We start from the raw sequence: 20,496 nt of genomic DNA on the forward strand, positions 1-20,496 counted from the left end.
GACGCTAAAGCCTTGACGCCTTGCGCATCGACGATCTCCCCTCCGGCGGCGGGCCCCGATCACGCGAGCGACGAGGCCTGTCGCGGCTCGAGCGCCGCAGGCCTCGTCGCCCTTCACGGAGGTGGAGGGAACGAGGCACAGATGCGGAGCCCGATCACCGGGTCGAGGAAGGTGCCGTCAACGACGGTCCGATTGTCACTTCGGACCGAGGTTTGATCATAGAGATATGCACCACCTCGCAACAGGACTTTGTCGGTCTCGATGGAAGAAATGGCCCACTCCAGCACGTTCCCGGCCATGTCGTCGACCCCGAACGGACTGCGTGAGGCAGGGTGCGAGCCGACCTCATCCGGACCCATCGTGGAGCTCTCCTTGCCGTAGGTCTCATCGAAGTTGGCGTCGCCAGGAGATAGCCTGTCCCCGTGTGGGAAGATGCGGCTGTCGGCGCCCCGCGCCGCGCGCTCCCACTCGTAGTCGGTGCAGAGGCGGGCGCCGCGGACGCGGCCTGTCCTGTGGAGCCACGCGGCATACTCGGTCGCCTGAGCGAAGGAGATGCCCGTGACCGGGAAACGTAGCCAGTCCTGCTGCGCCCGGAGCTCCCGCGACGGGTAGACGAGCGGCTCCCCGGCGCGCGCCGTATAGGCCTGCACCGTGGGCTGGATCGTGAGCTGCCATACACCGCTTGGCAGGCGGCGCAGCCCGAGGGCCCCTGTCATGGCGCCATTGCCCGCCTGGATGGGAGAGCGGCCGCGCGACTCTCCCGGCAGCGCCTGGATGTAGTCGAGCCACTCCTGGAACGTCGTCTCGTGCCGCGCGATGAGGTAGGCGCCTGTGCGGATCTCGTGGATGGGAACGGTGGAGAGGAACGCCCACCGGTACATGTCGTCGAGCGCAGCGCCGAAGAGGAACCGGCCAGGCGGGATGTAGATGTACCCGGGAGGGACTTCGCCTGCGGGCGGCAGCGGGATGGAGAGCCTCAATGACTCTCCGCGTTGGACCAGAAACGGATAACGCACGATGGCGCGATTCCGCGCCTCGCAGGTGAGCAGGTAGGAGCCCTGCGCGAGCGCGATGCCCGCGAGGGGCGTCGCCCCGAGGATCCGCTGGCCGGTCAGCTGACGGCGCCCCTCCGCGTCGCTCTCGTACCGCTCCAGCGTGATGTCCGCGCCGGGGGGATCGGTCTCGATGGCGACCTCCACGGGCGCGTTCCATCGCTGCCGGCGCGCGCCGTCGGGGTCGTACGTGGTCATGCGCTGGAGCAGCTCGTCGCGCAGCGAGGCGTCGCCCCGCGCGTCCGCGGCGACCGCGCGCTCGTAGAGCACGTCGCCGAGCCGCGCGCGCGTGTCGGCGCGGGCGCCGTCGAGCGTGAGCGCCGCCTCCAGCTTCTGGCTCACCTGCAGCTGGAGCCGCTCGGCCTCGGCGGCGCGCGTGCGCGCGCGCTCCCAGAGCGCCTCCCCCTCCTCGCGGAAGCGGCGATCGAACGCCGAGAGGGCCTCCGCGCGGAGCGCCTCCGCCTCGGCGCCCTCGCGCGCCGCGGTGGCCGAGGTCAGCGCGGCCTCGTGGAGCTTCCTGTCCGCCCGCGCGGCGAGGTGCCGCGACGCCCTGATCTCCAGCGCGCCGTAGAGCAGCGCGGCGACGAGCGGCACGCCCACGGCGACGGCCCACCGGGCCACGCGCTGCGTCAGGACGGCGCGCCGCGACGCCCTCAGGAACGCCGCCTCGCGCGGCGGCAGGTCGGCCGGGTCGAGGCCCCTCGCTTCCTTCAGCTGGCGCGCGCTGAAGAGCGCGTCGCGGCGCCGGCCGAGCCGCTCCCACTCGGCGGCCGAGGCGTCGAGGCGCTGGCGCGTCGCGCGCTGCTCGCGCTGCTCCTCGAGCCAGTGGCGCAGCGTCCCCCAGCCGTGGATCAGCGCCTCGTGGGCGATCTCGTAGACCGTCCCCTGCTCGCCTTCGCGGGCGAACAGGAGGCGCCCCTGCACGAGCGCGTCGAGCGCCGCGCGCGCCGGCCCGTCGCCGCCCAGCTCCGCGAGCTCGCCCTCGGCGCGTCGCGCCCGCGTGTTCTGCGGCGTGATGAGCGCGCCGAGCAGCCGCCGCGCGGCCGCGTGGACCTCGGGCGGCATGCGGCCGAGCACGCGATCGGCGTGGCGGGCGAGCGCGCCCTCGACCCCGCCGATCTGCCCGAGGTCGGCGCTGCTGAGCGGCGCGTCGGGCGCGGCGCGGGCGTCCCAGAGCTCGGCGAGCGCGAACTGGAGGAGCGGCAGCCCGCCCTCGGCGCGCGCGGTGGACTCGACGAGCGCGTCGACGACCGCGTCGGACTCGAACGCGACGCCCTTGGCCCGCGCCGGCCCGGTGATGGCCTCGCGGAGCTTGTCCGGCGACATCGGGCGGAGCAGGTAGAGCGCGCGCTCGATGTCGTCGCCCAGTCCGGAGATCCCGGCGACGCGCGCGAGGAAGTCGCCGCGCACCGTGGCCAGCAGGCGCAGGGAGGGCGATCGCGCCGCGAAGGCGCTGAGGACCTCGCCGACGAGCGCCGCCTCGGCCGGGCTGCTCAGCGTCGCGAGCTCCTCCATCTGATCGATGAACAGCACGAGCCCCTCGCGCTCGCCGAGGCGCGCGCGGAGATCGCGCGCGAGCGAGCCGGGCGCGGCGCGCACGGCCGCGGCGATGCGCTCGGCGGGGGTGCCGAGGATCGGCTCGAGCGCGGCGGCCAGCGCGGCGAGCGGGTGCCTGCCGGGCACCATCATGGCCGCCTGGAAGGCGCGCCCTCCGCCGAGGGCGCCCTCGAGCACGAGCGAGAGCACGCCGGCCCGGCAGAGCGAGGACTTGCCCGAGCCCGAGTCGCCGGCGACGACGATCATCGGCTCGGAGCGGAGCCGATCGAGGATCGTCCCCGTCTCGGAGCTGCGCCCGTAGAACATGGCGCGGTGCTCGAGATCGAAGACGAGCAGCCCGCGGTAGGGGTTGCCCTCCGGGGCGACGGAGGCGTGGCGGCTCCTGGCGAGCAGCTGCTCGAGCGCGTCGCGCAGCTCGTCGCCCGAGGCGAAGCGGGCGGCGGGCTCGATCTCGAGGCAACGCTCGATGACGGCCGCGAGCCGCGCGTCGACGCCCCGCGCGAGGGAGGCGAGGGGCCGCGGCATCTCGCTCTGGACGACGTACGCGAGCTCGTTCATCGGCACGTCGTGGTGCGGCGGGACGCCGGCGCAGAGCTCGAACAGCAGCGCGCCGAGCGAGTACACGTCGGAGCGACGGGTCGCCATCTCGCCGCGCCACAGCTCGGGCGGCAGGTAATGGGGCGTGCCGCCGCCGACGCTCGTCCTCGCGTCGAGCAGCCGCGCCGCCATCTTGGCCGCCTCGCGGAACTCCCCTTCGAGCGGCTCATCGCCGGGCGAGATCGCCGCCTCGGCATCGCCCTGCGCCTCGCGTGGGGCCTCGCCATCGAGCGCGTCCGCGCCGAGCATGTCGGATCGCGCTCCGGGGCTGTCCGCTCGCCCTCCGGGGCTGTCCGGTCGCCCTCCAAGAGCGTCGGCTCGCGCCTCGCGCACGTCCGGTCGCGCTCCGCGCGTGTCGGGCCGCGCTGCCGGCTCGAGCAGCTTGGCGAGGCCGAAGTCGAGGAGCTTGGCCTCGCCCTCCGCGGTGAGCACCGCGTTGGCCGGCTTGATGTCGAGGTGCAGCACCCCCCGGCGGTGGGCGGCCGCGAGGCCCCTCGCGAGCTCCGCGCCGAGCTCGAGCACGCGACGAGAGGGCATCGGCACGTCGGCGCGATCGAGGCTCTGGCCGCGGACGAACTCCGAGACGATGAACATCCGCCCCCGCAGCTCGCCCACGCGGTAGACGGCGACGACGTTGGGGTGCTGGATGCGGGCGGCCGCGCGCGCCTCGGCGAGCAGCCGCGCGCGCACCTCCGCGTCCGCGGTCTCCGCGCGGATGAACTTCACCGCGACCATGCGGTCGAGCAGCGTGTCGTGCGCGAGGTAGACGTCGCCCATGCCGCCGCTGCCGAGCTTCTGGAGGAGCCGGTACTCCTCGAACCGGCTCGGCGGGTGGAAGCTCGACGGGGCGAGGCTCGGCGAGCTGAAGCTCAATGGGCCGACGCTCGACGGGCCGGCGCTCGACGGACCGAAGCTCGACGGGCCCGCGCTCGACGGACCGAGGCTCGACGGGCCCGCGCTCGACGGACCGAGGCTCGACGGGCCCGCGCTCGACGGGCCCGCGCTCGACGAGTCCGCGCTCGACGGACCGAAGCTCGACGGGCCCGCGCTCGACGGACCGAGGCTCGACGGACCCGCGCTCGACGGACCCGCGCTCGACGGACCGAAGCTCGACGGGCCTAGGCTCGACGGCGGCAGGACATCGCCCGCCCGTGGCAGCGTCTCTGCGCCGCCGGGGCGCAGGATTGCCTGCGAGAGGGTTGGAGCAATCTTCTCTTTCACGAGGGCCCGCCTCGCGCCGTGCGCCCGGCGAATATACTCGAGCAGAGCGTTCCCCGTGTGCTCCGTCGCCCGACGCCGCGCCGCGCGGCGGTTGCCCGGTGTTCGTCGGTCACGGGGGTCCTAACCGCAGATCACGCCGCGATCCCCGAAGATCGCCCCAGGGAAGCCGGAGCTCAGCGCCCGGTCATGTAGAACGTGCCGAGACACATCTCGTCGGTCGTGCCCTCTCCCCAGACGACATCCCTGGGGACCCGCGGCTGTCCATCGATGATCGGCTGGTTCTCGGGCGTGTTGTCCCAGTGGCACTCGATCGAGAGCTTGTCGCCCGGATCGAGCACCTTGGGCTCGGCGAGCTCGTAGTTTCCCTGCCAGTGGAAGCTCCACCGCGGGATGTCGAGCACACACTCCGAGCTGCCGTCGGCGCGCTCGATCGCGAGGCGCGCGCGCTTGCCGAGCGTGTGCATGTGGAGGCCCGCCCAGTGGATCTCGATCGGCTCGTTGCCCGCGAGCGCCCGGGCGGGATCGGCCGCGAAGCGGTGGACGACGTCGCGCTCCAGGGCAGGGATCAGCATGGAGTCGCCGCCGGGCCAGGCCGGGTTCGCCCACGGCTGCATCGAGCCCTCCCGCTCGACCGAGCTCTCCAGCATCACGTCGATGGCGGTGCGATCCGGCAGCTTGCCCGCCGTCAGCGTGTTGTAGTGGACCTGCATGATCAGCCTGGAGCCAGGCTCGATCCGCGTGCCCGCCCCCGGCGGGAAGATCATGCTCCCGCCGCCGGGCACCCAGCCGCCCAGCCAGCGCGGCTTGAGCCCAGGGCCCCCGTAACAGGGATAGCCCGGGCCCGGGTCGGACGCGTCGAGCGCATCGAGCTCGGCGAGCTGCTCCGGCGCCGCGATGAAGGCGATCACGTGGTGGACGATGCGCTCCTCGCCAGGCCTGATCCCGAAGCCGGTGACGTAGCGCGTGGCCTCCTCCGGCCAGTCGATCACGAAGCAGCGGTACTCGTCGGGCCCTTCCACCGGGGTGTACTCGACCGGCATCTCGAGCGTCCGGTCCACGCGCGCGAGCGCGCCGCTCGGCGGCGGATCGAGCGGCGCGCCCTCGTCCGCCGGGTCGCCGAGGGCCGCGCCGCCGTTGACCCACGCGGCGATGGTCTGGATCTGCTGCTCGGACAGGGAGCGGTCGCCCACGTACTCGGCGCACGCATCGTCGGCCGGCCAGGGGGGCATCGTGCGCTCGACGACGGCCCGCTGGATGGGCGCGGCCCAGGACGCCGCCGTCTCGTGGCGATCGAGGGCGAACGGCGCGACGCCGCCGTCGCTGTGGCACCCCACGCACCGCGCGTCGAAGATGGGTTTGACGTCCCGGTAGTACGTGACGGCGGCCTGATCGCCGCCGCCCGCCGCGGCCCCGTCGTCATCTCCGCCGCACGCGGGGAGGACCGCCAGCGCCGCGCCGAACCATGCCCATGAGCCCGTGGTACCCGCGCGCTTCGTCATGAAACCCCTACCCCGGTTCAGCGCCTCTCGCTGCCCCCGCCGCTCGCCGGCTCGCGCCGGAGGAAGAACGCGATGACCCCGGCGAGCTCGTCGCGCGCGGCGACGAGGAGGACCGTGGCGCCCCCCGCGACGACGGAGGAGCCGCGCGGCGCCTCGACGCGGCCATCCGGGCGGTAGACGCCGGCGAAGACGCACGACGCCGGGAAGCTCGCGCTGCCCGCGATGGTGCTCACCGTGCGCCCCGCGACCACCGAGTCGACCGGGATGTCGAGCTCGAACGCCACCGACTCGCCGGCGCCGAGCACCATCGCGTGGCGCACGCCCGGGTGCTCGATGGCGGTGGCCATCGCGCCGATGAAGACGTCGATCTCGGAGAGGATCCGGTGGACGCCCGCGCGCACGTACACGCTCCGGTAGGCGGGATCCCGCATGCGCACCATCACGCGCCTGGCCCCCGCGGACTGCGCGAGGAGCGCCACGGCGAGGTTGTCGGCGTCGCGGCGGAGCATCGCAACCACCACGTCGGCGCGCCCCACCTCCGCCTCCTGGAGGAGCCCGGCGTCGGTCGCGTCGCCCACGAGCGAGACGAGGCCGTGCCGCTCGAAGGCGCTGTTGGCGATCGACTCGTCGCGATCGACGATCGTCACGTCGTGGCCCGTCTTCGCGAGGTGGACCGCGACGCTCAGCCCTGCGCGGCCGGCGCCCGCGATGAGAACGCGCATGTCAGCTCTCTCCTTCGTGCTCGTGAGGGCTCTCGGCGTGCGCGGCATGCCCGCCGGGGAGCTCCACCATGGCCCTGTCGATCTCGTTCGCGTGGGCGTGCGCGGTGTCGGCGTCGATGAGGCCGCGCCTCGCCGCGTCGAGCACCGCCGCCTTCTGAGCCGAGAGGAGGGCGAGATCGGTCAGGTGATCGCGGACCACCTCGCCCTGCGGCGTCTGGAGCGCGACCTCCGCCTGGATGACCCGCCGCTGGAACGCGGCGCGGCGCTCGGCGTGCTCCTTGCGGGACACGAGGCCCGCCGCGAGCAGATCGTCGAGCTCGGCCTGGCCGCGCCGCGCCGCGATGAGCGTGGCCTTCGCGGCGTCGAGCACGGTGTCGGCCGTCGGGATCGCGACCCGCAGGAACTTGAGCAGCCGCGCGAACGGCAGCGCCTGCGCGACCAGCGTGACGAACGTCACGCCGAAGACGATCGTGATCAGGCGGTCGCGGTACGGCAGGTCGCTCGGGAGGCTGAGGACCGCGGCCATCGAGAGCGCGCCCTTGATGTTGCCGACCAGCATCACGTGCTGCCAGCGGAGGGGCACGACCTCGCCCGTGAGGGCCCGGAGCACGCCGAAGCAGCCGTAGACGGCCACCGCCCTGCCCCCGTGCAGGGCGATCAGCGCGAGGCCGATGGACGCCGCCTCGCGCACGAGCATCTCCGCCTGGATCTGCATGCCGACGAGCTCGAAGAGCACCACGTTGAGGCAGAAGCCGCTCGTCTCCCAGAAGCCCTGGAGCGCGAGCACGCGCGAGGGCTCGAGGATGCGGCGCGCGGCCTTGCCGACGATCACCCCGAGGACCACGACGGCGATGACCGGCGAGGCGTGGAGCCGCTCGGCGAGCAGGGCCGTGGCGAACACGAGCACGATGGAGGCGAGGATCGCGGTCAGGTGATCCGGCGTGCGGCGGAGGAGGCTGGCGCCGACGGCTCCGAGCGCGCCCCCGACGGCGGCCCCGCCGATCATCGCCAGGGCGAGCGCGCGGAACGTCTCGGCGCCGTCGAAGGTGCCGCTCCCGAGGACGCGCGACGCGAGCACCACGAGCACGAGCGCCGTGCCGTCGTTGAAGAGGCTCTCGCCTTCCATGATGGCCGCCAGCCGGTGCGGGACGCGGACGCTGCGGAAGGCGAGCAGCACGCTCACGGTGTCGGTGATCGACAGCAGCGCGCCGAGGAGGAGCGCCGCGGCGAACGGGAGCGAGAGCAGCTGCGTCGCCACCGCGGCGGTGCCGAGCAGCGAGATGAGCACGCCCGGCACGGCGAGCGCGAGGATCGGCCGGCTCGCGCTCCTCAGGCTGTCCGCGTCGGCGAACAGGGCGCCCTCGAAGACGAGCACCGGGAGGAACGCGATGAGGATGACCTCCGGGTCCATCGGCGCCTTCGGGAGCACGTCGACGACGACGAGCAGCAGCCCCACGAGCACGAGCGCGACGTTGTAGGGAATCGCGACGCGCTTCGCGCCGATCGCGACGGCCGAGCCGACGGCCAAGACGAGGAGCAGGCTCTCGAGCCGCTCCCTCATGCGGCGCCTCGCGGCGGCGGCACGAGCACGAGGGAGAGAGGGCACGCCCGCGGCGGGCGCGTCACGATGTGCACGAGGTCCGCGGAAAATATCACCGTAGATCCTGCGCTACCTGATCGCCCCCGGATCCGCAAGACGCGAGCGGTGTCGCCCGGCAGCCAGGCGGCTCTCCTCGTCTCCTCGCAAGCGCGCCCGAGCCAACACAGGTGGTGCACGCCCGCGCCCTGGGAGAGGCGCGATATCGCGGGGGCGACACGACACGACATGAGCGATGTCGTCGACGCGGCGGAGCTATCGTATCGGTCTTCTGCTTCCCGGTATGCCGAATAGAAGATCACCGGCACGTCGGAGCATCTCCTGCGGTTCTGATCGCAGGCCCAGAAGCCCTAATTTCTGCCCATCTTCGCGCCCAGGATGACGGCGCTGGTCCCCTCGTGAACGGCGTCGAAGCCCTCCTTCGCCGAGGCGTCATGGGCCGCCAGGACAGGCAACGGCCCGAGCGATATCGAGCCTCGCAGCGCCCCGCTCAGCCCGCCGGTAGCAGCATGGAGAACCGGCTCCCCCGCCCCCCGTTGTCCGTCACATCGATCTTGCCGCCGTGCGCCTCGATGACCATCCGACAGAACGTCAACCCCAGGCCGCGGCCGGTCGATGACGCGGGGCCCCCGTCGGCGAGCCGAGCATACTTGTCGAAGATGTGGTCGCGCAGGTGCACCGGGATCCCCGCGCCCTCGTCGCACACGTTGACCTCGACCCACCCCGGGTCGAGCCCCCGCGCCTCGAGGCGCACCGCGCCGTGCGCCGGGCTGTGACGGAGCGCGTTGTCGACGAGGTTCAGCAGCACCCGCCGCACGAGATCCTCATCGGCGCGGACAAGGCAGCTCGGCATGCTGGGGTGGAGCTCGATGCGCTGCCCGCGCGACGCGGCGAGCGGCTCCATGATCTCCGCCACCCCCTCGAACAGCGACACCGGGTTGAGCTCGGCGAGCCGCAGCACGAACATCCCGTGCTGGCGGCTCGCGACGTCGAGCAGGTTCAGCGCGGTCCGCTGGATGACCTCGGCCGATGAGAGGACGGCACTCCATCGGCGCCGCTCGGGCTCCGGGAGATCCTGCTTCTGCAGCCGCGCCTGGGCGGCCAGCATGATGCCGGCGGCGGGGCTCCGCAGGTCGTGCGCGAGGAACTCGCTCAGCGCCTCGTTCTGCCGCTGGAGCTCCTGCATCGCCTGGTGCCTCTGCGCGAGATCGCGGTTCGCCGCCTCGACCTCGCGCGCCCACGCCCGGCCCTTCTCCAGCCCGTCCTGGAGCGCGACGTTCTCCAGAGCCACGGCCGCGCTCCCGGCGAGCGCCTGGAGCAGCGCCAGCTCGCTCGGCGCGATCGCTCGAGTGGACGCCCAGTAGGTCCCGATGGCCCCGAGGGGAGAGCGCGCGCGGATCGGCACCATCGCCATGCTCCGCACGAAGGTCGGCCGATAAGCGTCGACCGGGACGCGGGGATCGAGCGTGATGTCGCCGATGACCGCCGGCTTCCGATTCAGCATGACCCAGCCGCTGACGCAGGCCGACATGGGGAACCGCTTCCCCTGCCAGAGCGGGGAGATCGCGTCTTCCTGCGCATAATAACAGAGGTCGCCGTCGCGGAGCACGAAGGACGCGCCGTCGGCGCCCGTGAGCTCCCGGGCGGCCCGGCCGACGATCTGCATGATCGTCTGGAGATCACGGGCCAGCGACAGGTCCTGCACGACGCCGATCAGGTGCTCGCAAGGATGGAGTTGCCGAAAACTCGGGTCCTGACTCCCCGGATCAGCGAGCTTCCGATGGCCGTCGGGTTCCATTCCGAGTGCTGTCTAACGCGCGGTCTCGCCCGCGACAAGGCAGGCCGGTGGAGCGCGGCAGGAGGCCAGACCCATTCCATCGCAGCTCGTCTCCGGAGCCCGCGCGCCCGCCTCGGGCTCGGCGGCCGTGCGGCTGCGGACGCTCGCCAGGCGACAAACTCCGAACCCACCTCTTGACTGACGCCCGCGCGTCCCCAGGCGCCGCGCCCGCTCGCGTCCTCGCACAAGCAGCAGAACCGTCCTTCTGGCAGGACCGCTGTCGGCCATCGCTTCATGCCGAGCGCCGAGGGGCGATGTCGTGGGGCGGCGTCGCTCGCCGTCCGACCGGCGCCGGGCCTCGATCTGCCGCGGTGCGCCAGCCGATGAGGCTGGCACCTCGGCGCCCTCAAATGATATCACCAGGATACAGCTCGCCGTGGTTCCAGGCTCGTTCGCACCAGCGCCAAGGATCAGGGCAGCATCCTACCTCGTCGCACCGGGTGTCTTGACGGCGATCGGCGCTCGCTTGTTCACCCGTCACGAGAGGCCTGGGGCTGGCGTGCCGAGGGTCGCCGCTTCTGGCCTCTTGCAAGGACCCAATGGACGATAGGCTCGCTTCGATCTCATGTAAGACATTGCTGGACGGTACTCCCACACCGCTGGCGTTGCTCTCCGGCGCGGGGGAGGTGATCGCCTGCAACGCCGCATGGGAGCGCAGCGTGGGCCCGTCCGGGCCGGTCCTCGAGCGCGTCCACGAGGACGATCGGGGCGGGCTATCGGCCCGGATCGCGGGCGCGCGCGCCGCCGCGGGCAGCGTCTCCGCCGCGGCGCGGGTCGTGGGTGCCCGCGGGAAGATCTCCCCGCTGCAATGGACGCTGTGGCGAGCCGACGACACGGCGCTCTGGGCTGCCGTGACGCCCGATCGCGGGGCGTGGGAGGCTCAGGCCCGCATCCTCGTCGACGTGTTCCAGACCATGGATGCGATCGTGTGGTGGTGCGATCGGGCGGGGACGCTCCACGTCTCCGACGGCCCCGGGCTCGAGAGCATGGGGATCAAGCCGGGTCAGCTCGTCGGGATGAACATGTTCGACCTCTACGGCGCGGACGCGGAGATCATGGGCCTGTGCAAGCGCGTCCTCGAAGGCGAGGCGGTCCGCACGGACACCGTGGCCGGGGGCGTGCACTGGATCGTGCACTACGCGCCCCGCCGCGGCGAGGACGGCGAGGTCGAAGGCGTCCAGACGTTCGGCATCAACCTGGCCGACGACGTCCGGCTCGCCGTGCGGGGGGAGCTGCTCCGCGCTTGCATCGACAGCATGCCGATCGCCATCTTGGCGTTCGACAAGGCCGGCGGGTGCGTGGTTGCGCAGGGCGGGGCGCTCGCGCAGATCGGCTGTACGGAGCAGGGCGAGCTGGGCAAGCACATGCGCGAGCTGTGCGGCGACACGGAGGAGGTGCGCGCGGCCTTCGAGCACGCCCTCTCCGGGGAGATCGCGCAGGTCGAGCAGAACCGGTGGGGCAGGATCTGGCGGACGAGGTTCGTCCCCCAGAAAGACGTCCTCGGGGAGACCACCGGCGTCGGCGCCATCTGCGAGGACATCACGCAGCAGCTCCACGTCGAGAAGCAGCTGCGGGAGCAGCTGCGGTTGACGCAGGAACAGCAGGAGTCGATCGCGCGGCTGTCGAGCCCCATCATCGAGGTCTGGCAGGACGTGCTCATCGTGCCCTTGATCGGCTCGGTCGACGCGGACCGCGCGGCGATCGTGATGGAGTCGCTGCTCGCGCGCGTGGTGGAGAAGCAAGCGGCCTTCGCCATCCTCGACCTCACCGGGCTCGATTCGGTCGACACGACGACGGCGCAGCACCTCATCAAGATCATCAATGGATTGACGCTGCTCGGCTGCAAGGGCGTGGTCACCGGCATCCGCCCGCCGGTCGCGCAGACGATGGTCGGCCTCGGCTTCGATCTCTCGCAGGTCCACACGCTGCGCAGCCTGAAGGAGGCGCTGCGCTGGTGCATGGTCGCGCGGCGCCGCTGAGGCGCCGCGCCTTACCGCGTGGAGCGCGGCTGAAGCGCCGCGCCGGCCGCGCCGCGCCCCGCGCACGGCGGGCGCGGCGCGGCGCTCGCTCCACTCAGTGGCTCGACGGATCCGCGGGATCCGTGCCCGCGTCGCACTCGTCGCCGTCGAGGACCCCGTCGCTGTCGCGATCGATGCCGCTGCGCACGCCCGCGCCCGGCGGCACGCAGGTGTACGTCACCGGGTGGCCGGTGAGCGCAGCGAGCGAGCGCAGGACGAGATCGTTCAGGGGCGGGGCCGCGGCGCGCGCCGTGGTGAACTGGCCACCTCCGATATAGAGGAGGCCGGTCTCCTCGAGGAGGAACGGGAGCTTCGCCACGAGATCGCACTCCCCGACCTCGGCGCGCTGGCGGAGCAGATCGATGCGCGGCCAGGCCGCCGTCGCGTTGTTCGCGCTGAGCGTGACCTGCTGCCCGACGATCGGCGCGAGGTTCGTGTCGAACGCGAGCATGTACTCCACGGCCTGCTCGCGGAGGAGCTCCCCGGGTGCGCCGGGCGGGAAGCCGTTCGGCGAGAACTCGCTCTGCTCGAACCCGATCGCCTGATGGAAGCGGAAGAGCGTGTCCATCACGCCGTCGTGCATGAACCCGAAGCCGCGGATCTGGTCACCCTTGAAATCGTTATCTCCCGGGTGGAAGAGGCTCGGGACGGCGGCCATGCCGAACATACCGATCTTCTGGTACATGTTGCGCAGGTGAGGGATCTTGAAGCTCTGGCCGTTCTCCTGGCCGATGCTCGCTCCGTCCGTCCCGAAGAAGCCGGGGAAAGGCTCGCTGGTACCGGCGTTCCCGTCAGGGTCCAGCGTGTGGCATGAATTGCACGAGAAGGTCCCGGCGCCTCCTTCGCGGAAGAAGTGATCGCGCCCGGCCTGCTGATCGGCGTTCAGCGAGTTGTCGAGGCTCCGGATCGGGTTCGGCGGATAACTGAGCTGGAGGATGAAGTCCGTGAACGCCTCCATGTCCTCCTCGGGGATGGGCGCGTGCCGGCCGAGCAGGTTGGTGAAGCCGCCCTGGAACTTCTTGAACGCCGCGCGCTCGTCGAAGGCCCCGCTGTCCGGCTGCGCGGTCGACGCCTCGTTGCCCCCCGTGCGGTCGCCGCGCCAGTGCATCGGCCCGTGGTTGGCCATCCCGCGCAGGCTCTGGGTCGTCATCGGCCCTTTCATGGGCTTCAGCGAGGTATCGGCGGGGAACGGCGGGTTGATGTTCGTGAACGGCCCAGGGTTCGTCGCGGTGTCCCCGTCCGGGTTGCCGAGGTCCCATGCCAGGCTGTCGAGGTCGCCGAAGACGTGGCAGCTCGCGCACGACGAGTCGCCGTGGGCCGACGAGAAGCTCGCGTCGTGGAGGAGCGCCCGCCCGCGGGTCACGCTCTCTGGCTCGGGGTTGTGGAGCGCGATGTGCGCCGTCTCGGCCTTGGTGGTCGTGTTGACGATAGAGATGGAGTTGTCGAAGCGCGTGAGCACGTACAGCCGGCCGCGCGGCTGATCGAGGGCGAGCCCGCTCGGCCCGCCGCCGGTGACGTGGATCTGGCTCGTGAGGCTCGGCGTGAAGGTGTCGTTCTCCAGCTGGGCCGTCTGGAAGACCCCGACCTTGCTCGACCCGAACGCCGCGACGTAGAGCTTGGTTCCGTCGCTCGTCACCGCCATGTCGACCGGCGTGGCCAGGCTCTTCGCGTTCTCGGCGTTGGGCACGGGAGCGCAGCACGTCGAGTAATCGATGTGCTTGTTCAGGTGCCGAGGAAGGACCGAACCGCCGCTGCCGAGCACCGAGATCCGGCTCTCGTGCAGGTGTCCCCGGACGCTCGAGCCGGCGAAGGTGCCAGGGCCCTCGAAGCGCTCGAGGTTGAACGCCTCGGTGTTGGAGACGTAGACCTTCCCGTTCGCCGGGTTGACGACCATGTTGTAGAGGACGGTCCCCACGCCGGTGAAGAAGCCGGCGCTGCCGGGCCGCTGGGCGGGGGGATTGGCCATGGCGTCGATGACGAAGACGTCCTTGTCGGGCAGCGAGAACATGATCGCGTCGTCCCAGGGGTTGCCCGCGGCGTCGATCCAGTGGGCGCCGTCGTGCTGGACGATGAGCGACGTCGTCGGCTGCGGCTCGCCGAGGTAGTTTGTGAACGGCGGCAGCATCCCGTTCTCCTCCTCCACGATCGCGCGGTGTACGGCGGTCGTGCGGTTGCCGGTCTGGAAGCCGGCGGCGTACACCGACTCCCCGTCGGGGCTGACCGCGAGCGCCCTCGGCGTGTCGGTGAAGAAGGAGAGGATCGTGAGGGGCGTGCCCCCGAGCGACGTATCGGTCGTGACGGCGTTCGCGTTGAACACCCAGACGTCGGCGCGGCCGACGCCGGGCGTCGTCAGCTGCGGATCGAAAGGCGCGTTCTGGCCCCGGTGGGCGGCGGTGATGAACGCGCGCGAGCGCCCAGGACCGGCGAAGACGATGTCCCGCGGCTCGTCCCCGACGAGGAGCGTGCGCACCACCCGCGGCCGCAAGGGGAACGAGACGTCGACGACGCTGACGCTATCGGAGAGGTGATTGACGACCCATACCTCGCCGTTGCTGCGCGCGGCGACGGCGACGGGCTCCAGGCCCACGCTCACGGAAGAGATGTGTTCCAGACCACCTGGCGTAACGTAAAAGATCTCCAGACGACCGTCGGGTGTATTGGCCGCGAAGAGCAGGTTACGGTTCGGCGAGAGCGCGAGCGGTCGGACCTGACCACTCTCGAAGAGGGTGTACGACTGAGCGGCCTCCACCTGGGATCCGAGGGTGAGGCAAGCGAGCGTGGCGGCGGTGAAGAGCAGGGCATTCTGGGAGCGCAGTGCACGATGTGGGCGCATACGGACCTCATTGCCAGCGGGGTTTAGGCAAAAGTCTTCTCAGTTTAGAAGTGCACGGTTATCCTTAAGGAATCAAGATATTCCTGATATCGGTAGTGCGCGCACTGTTGTGCAGCCAACAAGGGTGACGTCGTGATGCGGCCGTGTCGCCTTCATGTGGTGTCACGTCGCGTGGTTGCGCGAGTTGCCTACACGGTGGCTCCGTCGACGGCCGCGGTGTGCGCCGGAGGAGCCTCCGGCGCGCGGAGCGCCTGGACCGCCGGCGCGGCCCGGGACTAGGATCGTTCCCCGCAGACATCGAGCCTCGGGAGATCGCCATGTGCCGGAACATCAGGACGCTGTTCAACTTCGAGCCGCCGGCGACGGAGGAGGAGATCCGGGCGGCATCGCTGCAGTTCGTGCGGAAGCTGAGCGGCTTCAACCGGCCGTCGCAGGCCAACGAGGCGGCGTTCGCGCGCGCCGTGGACGACGTCGCGGCCGCCGCCCGCGCGCTGATGGAGTCGCTGTCCACGACCGCCACGCCGCGGGACCGGGAGGTCGAGGCGACCAAGGCGCGCGAGCGGTCGCGGCTGCGCTTCAGCCGGGGCTGAGGCGCGGGGCCGCCGCGCCGTCCGGGCGAGCGTGAGCGCGGGAGAGCGCGCCGAGCGCGGCGTTCTCCGGCGCGCGCTCGCCCGTGCCGTGCTCGGCTGGCCTTCCGGCTATCGTGACGTACGGCGTGTCTTGCGGGCCTTGCCGCGCGCCTTGCCCTCGCGGCCAGGGCTCGACGCCGCCTGCTCGCCTCGCCTCGATTGCGCGGTCTGCCGTGGTCGCCCCGGCCGCGCCTCCACGTCTCGCCGCTCCGGCAGGCACATCACGCGCGCGGCGATGGCCATGCCCTCGACGAAGGCCTCGCGCGTCGCGGCGCCGTACTTCAGGCCGCGCGCCGAGGCATAAAGGGTGTCCGCGAGCTGGCGCCCGGTGACCCCCGCGGGCTCGTACGCGGCCGCGAGCCCGGAGGCGCGCAGTGCCTCGGCCACGGCCTCGACGAACCGCCCCTCGTGCTCGGCGACGAGGGGGCCGACGAGCTCGTTCGTGGCGGTCGAGAGGTCCGCCGCGTCGGCCCCGAGCGCGCCAACGAACCGACCGACCCAGGCGTCGAACGCGGCCACGAGCCGCTCCTCCAGGGAACGCTCCGCGTCGGAGAGCGCGGCCGTGGCGGCCGCGAGCGCGGTGTCGAGGAAGTACCCCACCGACGCGCGGAAGAGCTCCTCCTTCGTGGCGAAGTGGAGGTAGAGGCCCTGCCGTGAGACGCCCGCCGCGCGCGCGACCTCGTCCATCGACGTCTTCCGGAAGCCGAAGCGCAGGAACACCGTGAGCGCCGCGTCCATCAGCTTGCGGCGGCGCAGATCCTCGGCGGGTCTCTCGGTGGCGCTCGGCTCGCCCTCGTTCACGGTGGTCAATATTGACAAATTTAGACCAAATTGTCAACAGGATGCTTGACGGTGCGTACGCGGACTGCAAATAACGTCGGGTGCGCCAGCCCGCCTCCCCGGCCGACCCCGCGCTCCCGCCCGCCAGCGGCCGCCTCGGCGTGAAGATCGGCGTGGTCGCCGCGGCCGCCGCGCTGCTCGCCGTCGCGCAGCGCATGGGGCTGTTCGAGATCGTCGGCGAGCCCGCGCGCATCAAGCAGGCGCTCCTTTCGCTCGGGCCGTGGGGGTATGTCGCGTTCGTGGCGGCGTACGCCGCGCTCCAGCCGTTCGGCGTACCGGGCACGGTGTTCATCCTGGCGGCGCCGCTCATCTGGCCGTGGCCCGTGGCGTTCGCGCTCTCGATGGCGGGCACCATGGCGGCGAGCGTCGTGGGCTTCTCGTTCGCGCGCTTCGTCGCTCGCGACTGGGTCGCTGCGCGGGTGCCGGCGCGCTTCCACGCCTACGACGAGGCCCTGAGGCGGCGGGCGTTCCTGACGGTGTTCGTGCTCCGCCTTGTCCTGTGGATGCCGCCCATGCTCCACGTCTTCTTCGGCATCTCCGGGGTGCGCTTCTGGACGCATTTCTGGGGCTCGCTGGCCGGGTACGCGCTGCCGCTCCTGGCGACCGCCTATTTCGGTCAACGGGTCTTCGACGCCCTGCGCGACGCGCCCCCGTCGGCGTGGGCCGGAATGGGCGCCGCCACGGTGGCCATCACGATCTTCCTGTGGCTCGCCAGGCGCTGCTCCAGGCGCGGCGTCGTCCCCACCTGACAAGTCCCTCATTTTTGTCGGCATTTTAGAGAGAAATTAGACAGGGAGACGGGGAGAAATGGCGCGAATCCACCTGATCATCGGCCCCGTGGGCGCAGGGAAATCGACGTTCGCACAGCGGCTCTACCGAGATCACGCCGCCCTCCGGTTGAACCTGGATGAATGGATGGCGCGGCTGTTCCGCCCCGACCGGCCCGACAACGGGATCATGGAATGGTATCACGAGCGCACCGCGCGGTGCATCGAGCAGATCTGGAGCCTGACGAGGAGCTCGATCGACGTGGGCACGAACGTCGTGCTGGAGATCGGCCTGATCCGCCGGCGCGATCGCGAGCGGCTGTATCAGCGGGTGGACGCTGCCGGGTACGAGCTCACCGTTTACGTGCTCGACGCGCCCCGCGAGCTGCGTCGCGAGCGGGTCGAGCAGCGCAACCGCGAGAAGGGCGAGACGTTCTCCATGGTGGTCCCACCGGACATGTTCGAGCTGGCGAGCGACATGTGGGAACCGCCCGAGGAGCCCGAGCGCAGCGGGCGCGACATGCGCCTCATCGACACCACGGACCGCTGATCCGAGCACGGGAGTCCCGACCGCCACGGGCGGCACGAGCGAGGGCGACGGCGCGGCCGGCGCGACCGACCCGCGCTCGGCCCTCCCGCCTGACCGCGGGGCCGCCCGTCGCGTGGTAGCTTTCTCCCCGTGAAGCTCTCGTTCAACATCGCCGGCCCCTGCATCGCCGGCGAGCATCACATGCTGCCGCCCGAGCGCCGGCTCGGGCCGGCGCTCGATGCGATCGAGGAACGCAGGTACTTCACGCTCCACGCCGGCCGCCAGACGGGCAAGACCACCAGCGCCCGCTGGCTCGTCGAGCACCTGAACCGCGAAGGCGACCGCCGCGCCACCTGGGTCGACGTCCAGATCGCCCGCGAAGAGCCCGATCCGGCGAAGGCCTTCGAGGCCGTCCTCTACGCGCTCGATACCGCGGTCGACCGCGACCTGCCCGACCTCGGCCGCCCCGCGGACGACGTCCGCCGCGTCGATCCCGCGAGCACCTTCGTCCTTCGCTACCTGCGCGATCTCGCGGCGCGCAGCGACAGGCCGCTGGTCGTGCTCTTCGACGAGGCGGACGGGCTCGTGGGGGCGGCGATGGTCTCGTTGCTGACCCAGCTCCGCCAGGGCTACCTCGACCGGAGCCGGATCCCGTTCCCATCGAGCGTGGCCCTCATCGGCCAGCGCCAGGTGCGCGACTACGCGCTCGCCTTGGAGGAGCGGCGCGCGGTCGCGTGGCTGGGCACGACGTCGCCGTTCAACATCACCGCCGAGGCGACGACGCTCGGCCCCTTCACCGAGGCCGAGGTCGCCGAGCTGCTCGCGCAGCACACCGCCGCGACCGGACAGCGCTTCGAGCCCGAGGCGGTGCGGCGGATCTGGGAGCTGGGGCAGGGCCACCCGTGGCTGACCAACGCGATGGCCGACCAGATCGTCCGACGCGACGTGGAGGACCGCGCCGTCCCGATCACGACGGCGCACGTCGACGCGGCCAAGGAGACGCTCATCCTGGAGCGCCGCTCCCACATCGACTCGCTCATCGCCCGGCTGCGCGAGCTTCGGGTGCGGCGCGTGCTCGATCCCATGCTGGCCGGCACGCTGACGGACAGCGACGTGCTCGACGACGATTTCGCGTACGTCCTCGGCCTGGGCCTGATCCGCCTTCACGGCGGGCGCTTCGAGATCGCGAACCCCATTTATCGGGAGGTCGTCCCTCGCGCGCTCACGTTCATTCGTCAGGCGCAGATCCCCGCCGAGCCCGCCGCTTACGTTCGCCCGGATGGCTCGCTCGACACGGGCAAGCTCTTCACCGACTGGCAAGCGTTCTGGCGCAAGGACGGCCACCTCGCCGCCGAGGGATTCGGCTACCGCGAGGCAGGGCCGCACCTGATGCTGATGGCCTTCTTGCAGCGGGTCGTGAACGGCGGGGGAAGGGTGGAGCGCGAGTACGGGCTCGGGCGCGGGGCGCTCGACCTGATGATCTGCTGGCGCGAGGAGCGTCATGCCATCGAGGTGAAGGTCCGCCGCGACACGGAGACCGAGGCCGAGGCGCTCGATCAGGTGGCGCGGTACCTCGAGCACGCGGGGCTCGGCGAGGGGTGGCTCGTGATGTTCGACCTGCGCAAGGAGCGTTCGTGGGCAGAGAAGCTGTTCGTGCGCGAGGTTGTGCACGGGGGAAAGAGCATCCGCCTCGTGGGGTGTTGAGGCCGCTTCGGGTCCGTGGCTTCAGAGCCGTTCAGCTCCAGATCCATGTCTATCTTCCGGCCTGGACGGCGGCGGAGCCGCAGGAAGCTGCCGAGTCGGGATCGGTGAATTGGAATCGACGAAATTTCCTCGCCTCGCCGCGCGCCGCCGGGCCCTCGCGCGTTGAAAGCCCGCCGTCGGAGGCTATGCACGAGGTATGCGTGAGCGTCGCCCCAGCCAGACTGCATCCATCGTCGCCCTGATCCGGGCGCTCGCCGACCAGGGCTTCACCGATGTCCCGGGCTTCGAGGATCCGGTCGCCCACCGGCTGCTGTCGCGCGGGTGGAGCGCCGCGCTGGCGTTGTTCGCGCGTCGGCTCCGGCGCCTGGACCCGGTGAAGCGCGCGCGCGCCCTCGCCCGGCTCTCCGCTGTCCCGCTGCGCGTGATGGCCATCGACGTCGAGCTCGAGCGCGCGGTGGAGCTCGGGTGCCGCCAGGTCGCGAGCCTGGGGGCGGGGCTCGACACGCGCGCTTACCGCATGAAGGCGCTCTCGGCGGCCCGCTTCTTCGAGGTCGATCACCCGGCGACCCAGGCCTTCAAGCAGCGCAAGGCGGCGGAGCTGACGCCTATCGTCGAGCGGCTGACGTACGTGCCGGTCGACTTCGAGCGCGACGCGCTCACCGCGCGCCTCGCGGAGGCCGGCCATCGGCCCGACGAGCCCACCGCGTGGGCATGGGAGGGGGTCGTGATGTACCTGTCGGATGAGGCGCTCCGGTCCACGCTGCGGGCGCTCGCCGACGCCTCGGCGCCAGGCAGCGTCCTGCTCGTGAACTACATGGAGCCCCTCGTGCGGCGCCGCGATCAGCGCATCTTCCGCCTGTTCACGCGGATCTGGAGCGAGCCGCTCATCGGCCTGCGCAGGCGCGAGGCCATGATCGCGGAGGTCGAGCGGGCCGGGTTCCGCGCGCTGCGCGACACGGGCGCGGCGGACTGGGCTCGGCAGTTCGGAGCCCCGTCCGCGCCGCCCGGCTCGTCCGCGAACGCGCGGCTCCTCATCGCCGAGCGCCCCGGTCCGGACGCTGCCCCGCCCCCCGCTCGCCCGCCCACCTGACCGG

At 71.7% G+C, this 20,496-nt stretch carries 13 protein-coding genes; 6 read left to right on the top strand and 7 right to left on the bottom strand.

The window, feature by feature from the left end:
* Positions 1–113: 113 nt before the first annotated feature.
* The 5 genes from WME90_RS38995 to WME90_RS39015 form a co-directional block, all read right to left on the bottom strand.
* Positions 114–4,427, bottom strand: coding sequence for an nSTAND1 domain-containing NTPase (locus WME90_RS38995; protein ID WP_437277148.1), 4,314 nt, complete (start codon positions 4,425–4,427; stop codon positions 114–116).
* A 173-nt stretch (positions 4,428–4,600) separates the two neighbouring features.
* The gene (locus tag WME90_RS39000; RefSeq protein WP_437277149.1) at positions 4,601–5,926 is read right to left on the bottom strand and encodes a monooxygenase; all 1,326 of its coding nucleotides are present in this window, start codon (positions 5,924–5,926) and stop codon (positions 4,601–4,603) included.
* A 17-nt stretch (positions 5,927–5,943) separates the two neighbouring features.
* A complete protein-coding gene (locus WME90_RS39005) occupies positions 5,944–6,648 on the bottom strand; it encodes a potassium channel family protein (protein WP_437277150.1) in 705 nt (234 codons plus the stop codon).
* 1 nt (position 6,649) lies between these two features.
* A complete protein-coding gene (locus WME90_RS39010; RefSeq protein WP_437277151.1) occupies positions 6,650–8,209 on the bottom strand; it encodes a cation:proton antiporter in 1,560 nt (519 codons plus the stop codon).
* 526 nt (positions 8,210–8,735) lie between these two features.
* Positions 8,736–9,950 carry a sensor histidine kinase gene (locus WME90_RS39015; RefSeq protein WP_437277152.1) on the bottom strand — a complete coding sequence of 405 codons (1,215 nt, stop codon included), beginning with the start codon at positions 9,948–9,950 and terminating at the stop codon, positions 8,736–8,738.
* 707 nt (positions 9,951–10,657) lie between these two features.
* On the opposite strand from WME90_RS39015, the gene WME90_RS39020 reads away from it, so the two are divergent.
* Positions 10,658–12,061 (top strand): PAS domain-containing protein, encoded by a 1,404-nt coding sequence (locus WME90_RS39020; protein ID WP_437277153.1) that lies wholly within the window; start codon positions 10,658–10,660, stop codon positions 12,059–12,061.
* 94 nt (positions 12,062–12,155) lie between these two features.
* On the opposite strand, the gene WME90_RS39025 is transcribed toward WME90_RS39020, so the two are convergent.
* Positions 12,156–14,933, bottom strand: a complete 2,778-nt coding sequence (locus tag WME90_RS39025) for a YncE family protein (RefSeq protein ID WP_437277154.1) — start codon at positions 14,931–14,933, stop codon at positions 12,156–12,158.
* A 317-nt stretch (positions 14,934–15,250) separates the two neighbouring features.
* On the opposite strand from WME90_RS39025, the gene WME90_RS39030 reads away from it, so the two are divergent.
* Positions 15,251–15,523 carry a DUF2277 domain-containing protein gene (locus tag WME90_RS39030; RefSeq protein WP_437277155.1) on the top strand — a complete coding sequence of 91 codons (273 nt, stop codon included), beginning with the start codon at positions 15,251–15,253 and terminating at the stop codon, positions 15,521–15,523.
* Positions 15,524–15,631: 108 nt separating this feature from the next.
* On the opposite strand, the gene WME90_RS39035 is transcribed toward WME90_RS39030, so the two are convergent.
* Complete coding sequence (locus tag WME90_RS39035) at positions 15,632–16,363, bottom strand: TetR/AcrR family transcriptional regulator (RefSeq protein ID WP_437277156.1); 732 nt, start codon at positions 16,361–16,363, stop codon at positions 15,632–15,634.
* Between the two features lie 80 nt (positions 16,364–16,443).
* Between WME90_RS39035 and WME90_RS39040 the strand changes: the two genes are divergently transcribed.
* The 4 genes from WME90_RS39040 (at position 16,444) to WME90_RS39055 (ending at position 20,492) form a co-directional block, all read left to right on the top strand.
* A complete protein-coding gene (locus WME90_RS39040; protein ID WP_437277157.1) occupies positions 16,444–17,151 on the top strand; it encodes a TVP38/TMEM64 family protein in 708 nt (235 codons plus the stop codon).
* Positions 17,152–17,209: 58 nt separating this feature from the next.
* The gene (locus WME90_RS39045) at positions 17,210–17,719 is read left to right on the top strand and encodes an AAA family ATPase (protein WP_437277158.1); all 510 of its coding nucleotides are present in this window, start codon (positions 17,210–17,212) and stop codon (positions 17,717–17,719) included.
* A gap of 129 nt (positions 17,720–17,848) precedes the next feature.
* Positions 17,849–19,402, top strand: a complete 1,554-nt coding sequence (locus tag WME90_RS39050) for an AAA family ATPase (protein WP_437277159.1) — start codon at positions 17,849–17,851, stop codon at positions 19,400–19,402.
* Positions 19,403–19,598: 196 nt separating this feature from the next.
* Positions 19,599–20,492 (top strand): class I SAM-dependent methyltransferase, encoded by an 894-nt coding sequence (locus tag WME90_RS39055; RefSeq protein WP_437277160.1) that lies wholly within the window; start codon positions 19,599–19,601, stop codon positions 20,490–20,492.
* The last annotated feature ends 4 nt before the right edge of the window (positions 20,493–20,496 follow it).

This window comes from Sorangium sp. So ce375, from assembly GCF_051473855.1.
Taxonomy (GTDB): domain Bacteria; phylum Myxococcota_A; class Polyangia; order Polyangiales; family Polyangiaceae; genus Sorangium.